The following is a 14,255-nucleotide window of genomic DNA, read 5'->3' on the forward strand; positions in this document are numbered from 1 at the left end:
GGGCTAACTGGCGAAGATCCGTTCAATCAGGGGATTAACGCCGATTCCATAGGCTAATTCGGCCGGGCGGCGGGCGCGCCAGAGGCTGAGATCGGCCCGTTTTCCGGTCTCGATGACCCCTGCATCGTCCAATCCGAGCGCCTTTGCTGCATTGCAGGTGACGCCGGCGAGCGCCTCTTCGGGCGTCAGGCGGAAGAAGGTGCAGCCCATATTCATGGCGAGCAGCAGCGACGTCATGGGCGAGGTGCCCGGATTGCAGTCGGTGGCGAGCGCAATGGGTGCGCCCGCCTGGCGAAGCGCGGCGACCGGCGGGAGTTTCGTCTCGCGCAGGAAATAGAATGCGCCGGGCAGGAGCACGGCGACGGTCCCGGCTTCAGCGAGCTTTCCCGCGTCTTCGGGCTTTAAATATTCGAGGTGGTCGGCGGAGTGCGCGCCGCGCCGCGCCGCCAGAACGGCCCCGCCGAGATCGGAAAGCTGTTCCGCATGCAGCTTTACCGGCAGGCCGAGTTCGCCCGCCTTTTCGAAGACGCGGTCGATTTGCGCCGGCGAAAAGCCGACGCCTTCGCAGAACCCGTCCACAGCGTCGGCGAGACCTTCTTCTTTCGCCGCGGGCATGATCGCGTCGCAGACATGAGCGATGTAGTCGTCCGACCGGTCCTTGAATTCCGGCGGCAGGGCGTGGGCGGCCAGCAGCGTCGTTTTCACGTGCACGGGCCGTTCCGTTCCGAGCCGGCGCGCGGCGCGCAGCATTTTCAACTCGTCCTCAAGGGTTAGTCCGTAGCCGGATTTGATTTCGACGGTCGTCAGGCCTTCGCCGATCATCGCGTCGAGGCGGGGCAGGGACGCTTCGACAAGCGCGTCTTCGCTCGCGTCGCGCGTCGCCTTGACGGTCGAGAGAATGCCGCCGCCCGCTTTCGCGATCTCTTCATAGGATTTGCCGAGAAGCCGCGCCTCGAACTCGCCCGCGCGGTTCCCGGCGTAGACGAGATGGGTGTGGCAGTCGATGAGGCCGGGCGTCATCAGCGCGCCCTTGGCATCCGTCGTCTCCCGGGCCGCGCCGCCGGGCAGGCCCGCCATGGGCCCGGCGTAAGCGATCAGCCCGTCCTGAACGGCGACCGCCGCCTCCTCGACAAGCCCGTAAGCTTGAGGTCCCGCCATAGAGGCGAGCGTGACATTGGTGAAAAGCCGGTCCCACATGAGGGCGAGCTATAAGCCGCTGCGGGCGGCTTGTGAATGAAAGCCGCCTCATTTGGGCGGAACGGCGCGGAAATTGCTCCATTATGAGGGCCCGCAAAGGTTAAGCCTTCACGGCGAGGGGCGGCGAAGGGCGAGGACGTGACGATGATGACGGAACTTCGATTGAAATCGGCGCTGGCGGCGGCGTTTTTCTTGAGCGCCGGCGGCGCGGCCCAGGCCGAGACCTATGAACTCAACGCTGTCTCATTCCGGGACTTTACCGGGACCGTGGACATCAAGACGACCAGCGGCGACGAGGTCGACATCGCCATCCGCCAGGGCAAGACATATGCGCCGGTGATCTTGAAAGAGGAGGACGGCGTTCTCGTCGTCACCGGCGAAAAGTGGAAAGAGGACGACGCGGACGATTGCTGCAACCGGCGCATCACCCGCACTTTCAAGCCGCGCGAGGGCCGTGAACTGACGACGGGCGCGCCCGTCGATGAAGGGTTCTTCGCCGATTATCCGACCATCGAAGTGCTGATGCCTTACGAAGGCGACGTCGAGTTTATCGACGCGCGCATTCGGCTCGCCATGGAGCGCCTGGCGGGGGCGCTCAATCTCGACGCCTGTTACGTCTATGGCGAAACCGGCGATCTTGAAGAGGCGGCGATCGGCGTCGTTCACGGCTCGCGCCTTGTCATGGGCAATGTGAAGGGCGGGCTCGAGATCGACGTGTCCGGCGACGCGGATGTGCGGGCCGGCGACGCGGCCATGGTCGATGTGGATATTGCCGGGCCCGGCGACGTGGTGCTCGGCGACATCGAGGGCATGCTCGACGTCTCGATCGCGGGCTCGGGGCTCGTGCGCGCGGCGCATATGGACGGCCCGGTGACGGCGCGCATCGCCGGCTCGGGCGCGCTCGCCGTCAAGGGCGGGCGGGCCGACAGGCTGCGCGCCTTTATCGACGGCTCGGGCGGCGTCTTTTTCCGCGGCGCGGCGGTCCAGCCGGATCTGACCCTTTACGGATCCGCCGAGGTTCATCTCGACAGCGCCGAAGGCCGCATCGCCCGTCATGGCGGGGGAACCATCTATGTGGGCGGCGTGAAACTCGAAGACTGAGCGCGGGGAGGCGGTCAGGCGCTGTTTTTCACAAGAAGCGCCGTGTCGGTCTTATCCATGGTGTTCAGAATTTTGTTGAGCATGACGCTGATTTCATCGGCCTGCTGATGGAATGAAGAAAAGGCGTCTGCAAGCCGGTCTTTGCGCGTCATCTTTTGCGCTTTTTCGATTTCCTTCAGAACGACCGCGAGCTCTTCGCGGTCAAGCGCGCGCCGTCCCGCCATTTCGCGCAGGCGCAGGCGCAGCATGATCATGGCTTTCAGTTCTGAGCGCGTCAGGCGGGCGTCCTGGTCGGCTTGCGCTCTTGACAGGCCGTGGTCGAGGGCGGCGGCGGTCTTTTCGAATTGCGGCCAGAGCACATGCGCCTGATCGGTCAGCGTATCGCCGGATTTTTTTTGGCCGAGCTTTAACGGCGCAAGAGCCGCAGCCCCTGACGTTGCTGATTCCGCACTTGCGAAGAGGGCAAGCGCGGCCAGAAAAACAATGCCCCTCATCAACCAGCTCCCCACCTGAGCTCGTCTGCAGGCGGAGTATAGGCTTCCCGGGGCTTTGATGAAAACCATCCTTTTAAAGATTAGGACAGGTCCGTCCTGACGCCCGCCTCTTCAATATTGCGCGCCGTCCCCGGTTTGCGCTCTAATATATTGGAATCAGGGACGTTCCAGCGAATGGACGGGGTCTGATTGAGCAAGCGTGTCAGTTGCGTAGTCGAATAAACAAAAACACGGGAGACGGGCTGATGACGATCTTACTGACGAATTTGCGCAACGCGATCATTACGGGCTTCGTGCTCGCGGCGGTTGTGCTGGCGATTTATCTCTCCATGGGCGGCGCGATCGACGCCGTTTTCTGGCGGTTCTTTTTCCGCTGGCTGCATGTCCTGTCCGGCGTGATGTGGATCGGGCTCTTGTGGTATTTCAACTTCGTGCAGATCCCGGTGATGCCGTCCATTCCGGACGAGCAGAAACCGGCGATCGGCAAACACATCGCGCCCGCCGCGCTGTGGTGGTTCCGCTGGGGCGCCATGTCGACCATCGTGACGGGCCTCGTCCTGGCGGCGCTCAACGATTACATCGTCGAGGCGGTGACCCTGGGGCTCGCCGGGAACGGCGTCATGCGCACGACCCTGATCGGGGTCGGCATGTGGCTCGGCGCGATCATGTGGTTCAACGTCTGGTTCATCATCTGGCCGAACCAGATCAAGGCGCTCAACATCGGCGACAAGCATCCCGATCTCGCGGCCGATGCGAAAGCGAAGGCGGGAAGGACCGCGATGCTGTTCTCGAGGACCAACACGGTCCTGTCGATTCCCATGCTGTTTTGCATGGTCGGCGCGCAGAACCTCTGAGGGGCTTTCCTTCCCGTCTCCGGACGGGGACGGACAGCGGGCAAAGGCGGCGGGGCGGGGCCCCGCCGTTTTTTTGTCGAAAATCGGCGCCGCCCCCCTTGAAACCGCCGGCCAGAGCCCCAAATGGCTGCCTATCTGCATATCTTCAAAAATTTGCAGATATGCAGGCGCGCGACAGGCAGGGTGAAAATGTGTTATCGTCCTTTGCTTCCTGCACGCCGCGCGGATGGGAGAAATGAGATGCCGGGCCGTCAATACGTCGCCAAAGAACTGGCCGAGATCTTCAAGGTCATCGCTCATCCGGACCGCATCCGGCTGATCGAGGAGCTTCGGACCGGCGAGAAAGACGTGAACACGCTCGCCGAAACGCTCGCGCTTCCGGGCGCGCGCGTGTCCCAGCATCTAAGCCTGTTGCGTGCGCATCGCCTCGTGGAGGAGCGGCGCGACGGGCGTCATCATTTCTACCATCTGATCCAGCCGGAAATCGCCGGATGGATCGTTGACGGGCTGGATTTTGTCGAGGGCCGCATGGCGGGCCCGGCCAAGTCCAGCATCAAACAAGCGCGGCGCCTGTGGTCGGCGTCGGCGAAGGCCGCAACCCCATGATGGAGAAAAAATCAATGCCCCGTTTCGCCGCCGGCGTCGTTCGTTTTCAAAACGAGGTCTATCCGAGCAAGAAAGACCTCTTCGAACGTCTCGCCAAGGGCCAGGAGCCCGAAGCGCTGTTCATCGCCTGTTCGGACTCCCGCGTGGAAACCGCGATGATCACCCAGACCGAACCCGGCGACATGTTCATCGTCCGCAATGCGGGCAATATCGTTCCCCCGCATACGAGCCATACGGGCGGCATCACGGCGTCCATCGAATTCGCCGTCGCCGCGCTGAAAGTGCCGCATGTCGTCATTTGCGGCCACACCGAATGCGGCGCCATGAAAGGCGCCATGAACCCGGATGCGCTCGACGGGCTGCCGCATGTGAAGGAATGGCTCGGCTATTCGGTTGCGGCGGTGGAAGTCGTCAAGGCGCTTGGCAAGGACAAAAGCGACGAAGAGCGCATGCATATGCTGCTCGAGCAGAATGTCATCCTGCAATTGCAGCACCTGAAAACCCATCCGAAAGTGGCGATGCGCCTTGCCAGCGGCGACATCCAGCTTCACGGCTGGGTTTACGACATCAAGACCGGCGACGTGACCGCGTATGACGAGAAACAGGACAAGTTCCTGCCCGTCGACGTGCGCTACGCCGCGGAGATGGCGAAGCTGGCGACCGGCGGCTGCGCCGCGTAACGCCTCACCCCCTTTACATTCCGGAGACTGATCATGGCGACGAATGACGCTTCCCTGAAGCGCACGGCTTTTTTTGACCTATCTAACCTTCGCGGCGACGTTTTCGGCGGCCTCACCGCCGGCGTCGTCGCGCTTCCCCTCGCGCTCGCTTTCGGCGAGGCGTCTGGCGCCGGGCCCATCGCCGGGCTCTGGGGCGCCATCTTTGTGGGCTTTTTCGCCGCCCTTTTCGGCGGCACGGGCGCGCAAGTGTCGGGCCCCACGGGGCCCATGGTGGTGGTTTTCGCCGGCGTTTACGCAACGCTGAGCGACAATCCGGCGCTGGTGTTCGCCGCCGTCGTGCTCGCCGGGGTCATCCAGATCCTGTTCGGCGTGTTCCGGCTCGGCCAGTATATCAGGCTGGTGCCCTATCCGGTGATTTCCGGCTTCATGAGCGGCATCGGCTGCATCATCATCGCCCTGCAATTGTCGCGGCTGTTCGGCCACGAGCCTGATGGCGGCGGCACCATTCCGGCGCTCACCGCCATTCCGGGCGCCGTCATGGACCCGAACTTCGCCGCGCTCTCGATCGGCGCCGCGACGCTCGCGATCATTTTCACCTGGCCTAAAGCCTGGGCGAAATACGTGCCCGGCGCGCTCGCCGCGCTTGTCATCGGCACCTTGATGAGCCTCGTCATCAAAGGCGCGCCCATTCTCGGAGACATTCCGACGGGCCTGCCGTCCTTCGTCGTGCCGGCCTTCACGCAGGACAGCTTCCTGATCGTCCTCGAAGCGGCGTTCATCCTCGCTGTGCTCGGCGCCATCGACTCGCTCTTAACCTCGCTCGTCGCCGACAACATGACCCGCACGCGCCACAATTCCGACCGCGAACTGATCGGGCAAGGCGTCGGCAACACCGTCGCCGGGTTTTTCGGGGCGATCCCCGGCGCCGGCGCGACCATGCGCACGGTGGTCAATATCCGCACCGGCGGGTCGACGAAGATTTCCGGCATGCTGCATGCGCTTTTGCTGCTCGCCGTGGTGATCAGCCTGTCGCCGCTCGCGTCGCAAATCCCCCATGCGGTGCTGGCGGGCATTCTCGTCAAGGTCGGCTATGACATTGTCGACATCGCCTATCTGAAACGCGCCCATAAAGGCCCGCGCTGGGACCTTGCGCTGATGGCGCTGGTGCTCGGCCTCACGGTCTTTGTGGACCTCATCACCGCGGTGGCGGTGGGCGTCGTCCTCGCCGCGCTCGCCTTCGTCAAGAAAATGGCCGACGACCAGCTCGCCCATTTCCGCGCCGGCGATCCGGCGCTTGCGACTGATGAAGAGCGCGAGCTTCTGGAGCGGGCGAAAAACAAGGTGATGCTGTTCGACTTCGGCGGGCCTTTAAGCTTCGGCGCCGCCGCCGATCTCGGCCATCATGTGCGCGAGCGCGTGAAAGAGCATGCGAGCGCCATCGTGCTCGACTTTCACCGCGTGCCGTTCCTCGACGTTTCCGCCGCGCGCGCGGTCGAGACCATCGCCTGCGACGCGCGCCAGGCCCACAAGACCGTCTATGTCACCGGCATGAACGACAAGGTGCGCGAGGTTCTCGCGGGCCTCAACGCCGATCACTGCCTGCCGGCGGACACGGCATACCCGACCCGCATCGAGGCGTTGCGCGCCGCGGTTGCGGAAGTCACGTCGCAGCAGGGGGACGCGGACGCGCCGCAAGGCGCACCATCCGCCGCAACGGCGTAGCAGCAACGCCGTCCTTGCGCGGGAAGCCGGCGCCCTCGGGCGCCGGCTTTTTTTGCGGGAAAAGAAAAGACAAGGAGCGCGCCGTTTTCCAAGGTTGACATGACATGCGCGATACCGTGACTATGCTGTAAAAGGCGAGGGGGCGTGTAGTGTTGGGGCGCATTTTATTTCTATTTGCAGCGGTTTTTTCTTTTTCAGTTGCGCCGGCTGAGGCGGCTGAACCGCCACCGCTTGAAGTTTACGGAAGCCTGCCGAGCATCCGCTCGCTGGCGATTTCGCCCAGCGGCGAGCGGATTGTCTTTCTGCGCCATGAAGGCGAACAGGAATACGCCGCCGTCTTTGATTTCACAAAAAATGAGCTTATCGCCGCAGCGGATACTTCCAATATTAAGGCGCGCGGCGTTTTTTTCATATCCGACGACTATGCGATACTGCGCGTTTCACAAACTGAACGCATGTACGGGTTTCGGGGCGAGTTCGAATATTCCGCGGCGTTTTCCTGGAACCTTGTGACGGGCGAGATCAAACAATTGCTGCGTTATGAAGATGACCTGTTCCCCGCGCAGTCAGGTCTTGGACGCATTGTCGGACGGCTGAGGGGCGCGGATGAGGACTATGTGTTCATGCCCGCTTATATGGGCAGTCGCGGATCCGAGCCTGATTACGATCTTCTGAGAGTCAAATTGAGCAGCGGTTCCGCACGCACTCAAGAGCGAGGATACGATTATACGCGGGACTGGATTGTCGATCTGAACGGAGCTGTCATTGCACGCGAAGACTTCGATGATAAATCGGACATATATTCGATCTGGTTTTACAAGGATGGAAAGCCGCAAAAAATATACGAGGAAAAGACTGAACTCCCAAACATATCGCTGCTTGGCGTGAAGCCGGACAGGTCCGCGCTCATCGTTGCCGTCACTCTTGAAGAAACAGACCGGCAGGCGCTCCTGGCGCTGACGCCGGACGGCAAGTTCTCGGAGCCCTTGTTTTCCAGATCCGACGCGGATGTGGGGAATGTGCTGACCGACCTCAATCGCGTTGTCTATGGCGTGCGCTATTCCGGATTGAAACCGAGCTACGAGTTTTTCGACCCGGCGCTGGAAGACGCGCTCGCCTCGGCTCAGGCGACCTTCCCGGAGGCCTCCGTCTGGCTCACCGACTGGACGGATGATTTTGAAACCATGATCATTCGGGTGGAGGGCGCCGCCGCGCCGCCGGTTTACTATCTGTACAGACCGGGCGAGCGCCGCATGAGCCGCGCCGGCGCCGTCTATAAGGGAATCAGCGAAGATCAGCTCGGTTCAGTGAAAATAATGAAATTCGAGGCGCGTGACGGCGAGCAGATTTCCAGCATTCTGACCTTGCCGCCAAGCGGCGCCGTGAAAGGCGGATATCCGACGATTATCATGCCCCATGGCGGGCCCGCCGCTTATGACGCGGTTGGCTTCGACTGGAAGGCGCAGTTTTTCGCCAGCCGCGGCTATGCGGTCATTCAACCCAATTTCCGCGGCTCCAGCGGTTTCGGACGCGCATTCGAGGAAGCCGGGCATGGGGAATGGGGCCGCGGCGTCATGCAGCATGACGTGACCGACGCCGCCGAGGCCGCCGTCAAGGCGGGCGTCGCCGATCCGGAAAGGATGTGCATTGTCGGCTCCAGCTATGGCGGCTATGCGGCGCTGGCTGGCGGCGCCTTTACGCCTGAGCTTTACAAATGCGTCGCCGCGATCGCGCCGGTCGCCGACCTGCCGCAGATGATTTTTACTGAACGCCGGGACAGCGGCAAAGACAGCTGGGTTGTCAGCTATTGGACCAAGGTCATCGGCGATGTGCGCGAAGAGCGCGACCGGCTGGAGGATATGTCGCCATCCAATCACGCCGAGGCGTTCAAGGCGCCGGTCCTCCTGATTCACGGCAATGACGACACCGTGGTTCCCTACCGCCAGAGCCGCATCATGAAGGGCGCGCTGGAACGGGCCGACAAGGATGTGGAGCTCGTCAAGGTCAAAGGCGGCGATCACTGGCTTACCACCAGCGAGATGCGGCTTGAGACCTTGCGCGCGCTCGGCGACTTCGTGGACAGCCATATCGGCGATGAGGCGGCGGCGCCGATCTCCCCTTAAAGTCTGTTGCGGAGAATGGCGCCCTCAGGCGCCGGCTTTTCTATCGCCGGAAAAGAACAAGACGTTGGGCGCAAGGTTTTCCAAGGTTGACATGACATGCGCGATGTCGTGACTATGCTGTAAAAACATGAGGGGCATGTAGTGTTGGGGCGCATTTTATTACTATTAGCGGCGGTCTTTTCTTTTTCAGTTATGCCGGCTGAGGCGGCTGAACCGCCGTCGCTTGAGATTTACGGAAATCTGCCGAGCATTCGGTCTCTGGCGATCTCGCCCAGCGGCGAGCGGGTCGTGTTTTTGCGCGACGACGGCGAGCGCGAATACGCCGCCGCCTTCGATTTCAAGAAAAATGAGATGATCGGCGGCGTAAACACCTCCGACATCAAGGCGCACGATATTTATTTCGTGTCAGAAGACTATGTGATCCTTTTTGTTTCGGAGACGGAGTACAAACCCGGATATCGTAGCGAATATGAATTCACGACGGCTTTTTCCTGGAATGTCGAGACGGACGAAGTCAAAGAACTACTGCGCTATGAGGATGAGCTGCATCCCGGTCAAACCGGACTTGGATATATCGTAGGTCGTATGAAAGACGAGGACTATGTTTTCATGCCTGCGTTTATCGGGCTTCCAAATCCAGACCTTGATCTTCTCAAGGTCAGATTAGAATCCGGCGTTTCTGTCAGCAGCGAAAGCGGAACTTATCATACACGCGACTGGATCGTCGACGAAAACGGGAATGTCGTCGCTCGTGAAGAATTCGATGACAAGGCGAACCTCTATTCAATTTTCTTTTACGTGAATGGTCGGCCCGTCAAGATCTATGAGGAAGAAACCGCTATCCCTGACAAGTCGCTGGTTGGCGTTAAGCCGGACGGCTCCGCGCTTATCGTCGATGTCACCCTGGCGGATACGGACCGGGATGCTCTCGTAGCGCTAACTCCAAACGGTAAATTTTCAGAGCGTTTGTATGCCAGGCCTGACGCCGAGGTGGAGAGCGTCCTGTCGGATTTCAACCGCGTCGTTTACGGCGTGCGGTATTCCGGGTTGAAGCCGAGTTACGAGTTCTTCGATCCGGCGCTGGAGAGGCAGATCGCCTCGGCGCAGGCGACTTTTCCGGACGCCTCTGTCAGGCTTACCGACTGGACGGATGACTTCGAAACCATGGTTCTTCGGGTCGAAGGCGGCGCGGCGCCGCCGGCCTATTATCTCTACCGGCCTTCACAGCATCAGATCTCGCACGCGGGTTCTATCTATGAGGGGCTCGGCGCGGATCAGGTCGGTTCCGTCAACATCATGAAATTCAAGGCGCGCGACGGCGTCCAGATATCCAGCATCCTGACCCTGCCGCCCGGCGGCGCGGTGAAGGGCGGCTATCCAACCGTCATCCTGCCCCATGGCGGTCCGGCCTCTTACGACAGCGTGGGCTTTGACTGGCTGGCGCAATATTTCGCCAGCCGGGGCTATGCGGTGGTGCAGCCGAATTTCCGCGGGTCATGGGGCTTTGGAGAGTCTTTTAAAGAAGCCGGACACGGGCAATGGGGCCGCGGCGTCATGCAGCATGACGTGACCGACGCCGCCGACGCCGCGATCAAGGCGGGCGTCGCCGATCCGGAAAGGATGTGCATTGTTGGCGCCAGCTATGGCGGGTATGCGGCGCTGGCGGGCGGGGCCTTCACGCCGGATCTTTATCAATGCGTCGCCGCCTTTGCGCCGGTGACCGACCTGCCGCGGATGATTTTTGACGAAGGCCTTGAACGGGGCAGGCGCAGCTGGGTCGTAGATTACTGGACCAAGGTCATCGGCGATGTGAACAAGGAGCGCGACCGGCTGGAGGATATTTCGCCGGCCAATCACGCCGAGGCGTTCAAGGCGCCGGTCCTCCTGATCCATGGCAATGACGACACCGTGGTTCCCTACCGTCAGAGCCGGATCATGGAAGGCGCGCTTAAAGGCGCGGACAAGGATGTGGAGCTTGTCAAAGTCAAAGGCGGCGACCACTGGCTCTCGACCAGCGAGATGCGGCTGGAGACCTTGCGCGCGCTCGGCGGGTTTGTGGACAGCCATATCGGCCAATAGACAGCCCCGTGACGCGGCGCGCTGAGCCCCTATATTGGCGGGCGTGCCGTCAAAGACATCCGCATCGCAAGGGCCCTTGCCGCCCAAATTCGCCGAGTGGTTCGCTTCGCGCGGCTGGCAGGCGCGCGCGCATCAGCTTGACTGTCTCGCGGCGGACCGGGAAGGGCTTTCCTTTCTCCTGATCGCGCCCACCGGCGGGGGCAAGACGCTGGCCGGTTTCCTGCCGAGCCTCGTCGAGCTCGACGAACGCCCGGCGGCGGAAAAGGGCAAGCTCCATACGCTTTACATCTCGCCTTTGAAGGCGCTCGCCGTGGATGTCGCCCGTAATGTGGGAGCGCCGGTCGCGGAAATAGAGCTCGGCGTCTCCATCGAAACCCGCACGGGCGACACGCCGGCGGCGCGCCGGCAACGTCAGAAGTTCCGTCCGCCCGACATTTTGATGACGACGCCGGAGAGCTTGTCGATCCTGCTCGCCTCGCCGGATGCGCGGGACTATTTCAGCGGGCTGAAGCGCGTCATTCTCGATGAGTTGCATGCGCTGATCCCGAACAAGCGCGGGCATCTCCTGTCGCTGGCTTTGGCGCGGCTGCGCGCGCTGGCGCCGGAGATTCGGTTCGCAGGCCTGTCGGCGACGGTGCCCGATGCGAAACCGCTGATCGATTATCTGACGCCCCAACACAAAGACGGCGTCAAATCCGCGAAGCTCATTCGCGGCAAATCCGGCGCGAAACCGCAGGTCGATGTCTTGATGTCCGAAGAGCGCATCCCCTGGGCGGGCCACACGGGCCGGCACGCTTTTCAGGAAGTCTATGAGCGCATCAAAGCCGCGAAACTGACGCTGGTGTTCGTCAATACGCGGTCGCAGGCCGAGATTACTTTCGCCTCGCTCTGGAAGCTGAACGACGACAATCTCCCGATCGCGCTCCATCACGGCTCCCTCGAAGTTGACCGGCGGCGCAAGGTCGAGGCCGCGATGACGCGCGGAGAGCTGCGCGCGGTGGTGTGCACCTCGACCCTCGATCTTGGCATCGACTGGGGCGATGTGGACCTCGTGATCCAGATGGGCGCGCCGAAGGGCGCAAGCCGTCTGACGCAACGGATCGGGCGCGCCAATCACCGCATGAACGAACCCTCCGCCGCGCTGCTCGCGCCCGCGAACCGCATGGAGGTCTTGGAATGCATCGCCGCCAAACAGGCGATCGAGGAAGGCGCGCTCGACGGCGACCCGCCGCGCAAAGGAACGCTCGACGTGCTCGCCCAGCACATTCTCGGCATGGCCTGCGCCGAGCCTTTCCGCGCCGACGATCTTTATGAAGAAATCCGCACAGCATCGCCTTACGCCGATCTCCCGCGCAAGGATTTCGACGATGCGGTGGAGTTTGTCGCCACAGGCGGCTACGCGCTGAAGCGTTACGACCGTTACCGCCGCATCGTGAAGACGACAGAGGGGACGTATCGCGTCCGCGACAAGCTCGCCATCCAGCAATACAAGATGAATGTGGGGACGATCACCGAAGCGGCGGAAATCAACATTCGCTTGGCGAGCTCGAAAGGCCCGAAAAGGCCGGGGCGCAAGCTCGGCACGATTGAGGAATGGTTTTTCGAAACCATCAATATCGGCGACGCCTTTTATTTCGCGGGCGAGGTCCTGCGGCTCGAACGCATCGACGGCAATGACGCCGTCGTCACCCGCACCAGCGCAGAGTCGCCGCGCCTGCCGAGCTGGGGCGGCAATAAATATCCGTGGTCGACCTATCTCGCGGACCGCGTGCGCCACATGCTTTACAATGTGGACGACTGGAAAGCCTATCCCGATCAGGTGCGCGACTGGCTAGAAAAACAGCGCGAAGTGGCGCTCATCCCGAAACCGGACGAACTCTTGGTGGAAACCTTTCCTTATCACGGGCGCTTCTTTCTCGTCTGTTATCCGTTCGAGGGCTGGCTCGCCCATCAGACCTTGGGCATGCTCGCAACGCGCCGTCTTGAGCGCCTCGGCAAGCAGCCCATCGGCTTCGTGCCGACGGAATATGCGCTCTCCGTCTGGTCGCGTCAGGATATGTCAGATGTCGACATGGCCGCGCTCTTCGACGAAGACATGCTTGGCGACGACTTGGAAGCGTGGACGGCGGAAGCGACCGTGATGAAACGCACTTTCCGCAATTGCGCCACCATCGCCGGACTCATTGAAAAGAAATATCCGGGACAGGAAAAGACGGGACGGCAGGTCTCTTTCTCCGCCGACCTCATTTACAATGTCCTGCGCGAGCATGAGCCCGATCATCTTCTCCTGCGCGCGGCGTGGGACGATGCGGCGGGCGGCTTTATGGATATTGCGCGTCTGCAATCGGTCTTAACGCGCGCGAAGGGAAGGGTGGTCGCCTCGCCTTTGACCCAAGTCTCGCCGCTCGCCGTGCCGGTGATGCTCGAGATCGGCCGCGAGGGCGTCGCGAAATCGGCGTCGGAGGAAATGCTGAAAGCCGCATCGGACGAGTTGATTGCAACGGCGATGGGCGGGGCGCAATAAAAGCGTCAAGCCGTTTGCAATTGCGCATTTCATGCTAGGCTGTCCGCATGGGACGGCTTGTCGAAATCGCACGTTTCTATGACCCCGAAGAGGCCTATTGCGCCAGGGGCTATTTGCGATCCTGCGGAATCGAGACTTTCGTACAGAATGAACACCATTTGGCGGTGGCGCCGCATTTGCGCGTTGCGCTGGGCGGTTATGGACTTTTCTTAACGGACGCTTTGGCTGATGAGGCGAAGGCCGCGCTCATGGATCTCGACGCGGAGAAAAATGCGGGACGCGCCGGCGTCGTCGATGATGAAGTCTATCCCGCTAAAAGAAATTGGTTCTGGCTGCCTATCGCCTTCATTACGGCGACGCCATTTGTTCCTGTTTATAAATCGAAATGGGATGCTTTCTGGCAAAGCCTTCCAGCCGTATTGTTATATGTAGCTTGCACTATGCCCGTTATTTTTGCCCTTCTTTATTGGCTGAGATGATTGAAGAGCGAATGAAAAATGTGAACCTTTCGTCAGGATTTCAATGGGCGATAATTCTGCTCGCCTTTCAGATCCTGCTGGCTTTAGGGGCTTATGTCACGGCATGCTTGATTTATGGTTACGAGCCATTCAACTTCGTTTCAGGATTGAAGTGGATCGCGCATCACCCGGTTTTTCCTAAAGTGATCATCGTTTTGCCCGTTATAGGTTTTCTCTTCGGCGCTTTTGGCGGGCTTATTGAGGCGAAGGCGCCGTCCGCTCTGAAAAATGCTACTGCACAAACGAAAAGCCGAATCGCATGGATATTTATCATATTGCTGATTGCGGCCTTCGTTCTTCTGGGGCTGCCCGGCGTAGTCTATGTGTTGCGGTCCTAGCTTCCGATTTTCTGCAAAT

The 14,255-nt window shown here is 61.1% G+C and carries 12 protein-coding genes; 10 read left to right on the forward strand and 2 right to left on the reverse strand.

All coding sequences use genetic code 11. The annotated features are described in order from the left end of the window. Nucleotides 1-3 precede the first annotated feature (3 nt). A complete protein-coding gene (gene hutI / locus CW354_RS11825; RefSeq protein ID WP_104830303.1) occupies nucleotides 4-1,197 on the reverse strand; it encodes an imidazolonepropionase in 1,194 nt (397 codons plus the stop codon). Nucleotides 1,198-1,341: 144 nt separating this feature from the next. On the opposite strand from hutI, the gene CW354_RS11830 reads away from it, so the two are divergent. Continuing rightward, nucleotides 1,342-2,298, forward strand: coding sequence for a hypothetical protein (locus tag CW354_RS11830; RefSeq protein ID WP_104830304.1), 957 nt, complete (start codon nucleotides 1,342-1,344; stop codon nucleotides 2,296-2,298). Nucleotides 2,299-2,312: 14 nt separating this feature from the next. Here the strand turns inward: CW354_RS11830 and CW354_RS11835 are convergent, their stop codons facing one another. After that, a complete protein-coding gene (locus CW354_RS11835; RefSeq protein WP_104830305.1) occupies nucleotides 2,313-2,792 on the reverse strand; it encodes a hypothetical protein in 480 nt (159 codons plus the stop codon). A 245-nt stretch (nucleotides 2,793-3,037) separates the two neighbouring features. Between CW354_RS11835 and CW354_RS11840 the strand changes: the two genes are divergently transcribed. The 9 genes from CW354_RS11840 (at nucleotide 3,038) to CW354_RS11880 (ending at nucleotide 14,236) form a co-directional block, all read left to right on the forward strand. Beyond that, nucleotides 3,038-3,646: a urate hydroxylase PuuD gene (locus CW354_RS11840; RefSeq protein WP_104830306.1), complete on the forward strand. Its 609-nt coding sequence runs from the start codon at nucleotides 3,038-3,040 to the stop codon at nucleotides 3,644-3,646. A gap of 240 nt (nucleotides 3,647-3,886) precedes the next feature. Next, on the forward strand, nucleotides 3,887-4,252 hold the full coding sequence (locus CW354_RS11845) for an ArsR/SmtB family transcription factor (protein ID WP_104830370.1): 366 nt from the start codon (nucleotides 3,887-3,889) through the stop codon (nucleotides 4,250-4,252). 14 nt (nucleotides 4,253-4,266) lie between these two features. Beyond that, nucleotides 4,267-4,932, forward strand: a complete 666-nt coding sequence (locus CW354_RS11850; RefSeq protein WP_104830371.1) for a carbonic anhydrase — start codon at nucleotides 4,267-4,269, stop codon at nucleotides 4,930-4,932. Between the two features lie 33 nt (nucleotides 4,933-4,965). Beyond that, the gene (locus CW354_RS11855) at nucleotides 4,966-6,654 is read left to right on the forward strand and encodes a SulP family inorganic anion transporter (RefSeq protein WP_104830307.1); all 1,689 of its coding nucleotides are present in this window, start codon (nucleotides 4,966-4,968) and stop codon (nucleotides 6,652-6,654) included. Nucleotides 6,655-6,806: 152 nt separating this feature from the next. Next, nucleotides 6,807-8,777 (forward strand): alpha/beta hydrolase family protein, encoded by a 1,971-nt coding sequence (locus CW354_RS11860; protein WP_104830308.1) that lies wholly within the window; start codon nucleotides 6,807-6,809, stop codon nucleotides 8,775-8,777. A 192-nt stretch (nucleotides 8,778-8,969) separates the two neighbouring features. Further along, nucleotides 8,970-10,856, forward strand: coding sequence for an alpha/beta hydrolase family protein (locus CW354_RS11865; RefSeq protein WP_165793675.1), 1,887 nt, complete (start codon nucleotides 8,970-8,972; stop codon nucleotides 10,854-10,856). A 43-nt stretch (nucleotides 10,857-10,899) separates the two neighbouring features. Beyond that, the gene (locus CW354_RS11870; RefSeq protein WP_243396379.1) at nucleotides 10,900-13,380 is read left to right on the forward strand and encodes a ligase-associated DNA damage response DEXH box helicase; all 2,481 of its coding nucleotides are present in this window, start codon (nucleotides 10,900-10,902) and stop codon (nucleotides 13,378-13,380) included. 47 nt (nucleotides 13,381-13,427) lie between these two features. After that, nucleotides 13,428-13,859, forward strand: a complete 432-nt coding sequence (locus CW354_RS11875) for a hypothetical protein (protein ID WP_104830311.1) — start codon at nucleotides 13,428-13,430, stop codon at nucleotides 13,857-13,859. Nucleotides 13,860-13,870: 11 nt separating this feature from the next. Continuing rightward, the gene (locus CW354_RS11880) at nucleotides 13,871-14,236 is read left to right on the forward strand and encodes a hypothetical protein (RefSeq protein ID WP_104830312.1); all 366 of its coding nucleotides are present in this window, start codon (nucleotides 13,871-13,873) and stop codon (nucleotides 14,234-14,236) included. The last annotated feature ends 19 nt before the right edge of the window (nucleotides 14,237-14,255 follow it).

The sequence above is a fragment of the Hyphococcus luteus genome, assembly GCF_002943565.1.
GTDB lineage: Bacteria > Pseudomonadota > Alphaproteobacteria > Caulobacterales > Parvularculaceae > Hyphococcus > Hyphococcus luteus.

Coding starts and splice junctions, on each gene's coding strand:
- CW354_RS11855 (WP_104830307.1), top strand. CDS start 4,966: ATGGCGACGAATGACGCTTCCCTGAAGCGCACGGCTTTTTTTGACCTA.
- CW354_RS11875 (WP_104830311.1), top strand. CDS start 13,428: ATGGGACGGCTTGTCGAAATCGCACGTTTCTATGACCCCGAAGAGGCC.
- CW354_RS11835 (WP_104830305.1), bottom strand. CDS start 2,792: ATGAGGGGCATTGTTTTTCTGGCCGCGCTTGCCCTCTTCGCAAGTGCG.
- CW354_RS11850 (WP_104830371.1), top strand. CDS start 4,267: ATGCCCCGTTTCGCCGCCGGCGTCGTTCGTTTTCAAAACGAGGTCTAT.
- CW354_RS11830 (WP_104830304.1), top strand. CDS start 1,342: ATGATGACGGAACTTCGATTGAAATCGGCGCTGGCGGCGGCGTTTTTC.
- CW354_RS11865 (WP_165793675.1), top strand. CDS start 8,970: ATGCCGGCTGAGGCGGCTGAACCGCCGTCGCTTGAGATTTACGGAAAT.
- CW354_RS11880 (WP_104830312.1), top strand. CDS start 13,871: ATGAAAAATGTGAACCTTTCGTCAGGATTTCAATGGGCGATAATTCTG.
- hutI (WP_104830303.1), bottom strand. CDS start 1,197: ATGTGGGACCGGCTTTTCACCAATGTCACGCTCGCCTCTATGGCGGGA.
- CW354_RS11840 (WP_104830306.1), top strand. CDS start 3,038: ATGACGATCTTACTGACGAATTTGCGCAACGCGATCATTACGGGCTTC.
- CW354_RS11845 (WP_104830370.1), top strand. CDS start 3,887: ATGCCGGGCCGTCAATACGTCGCCAAAGAACTGGCCGAGATCTTCAAG.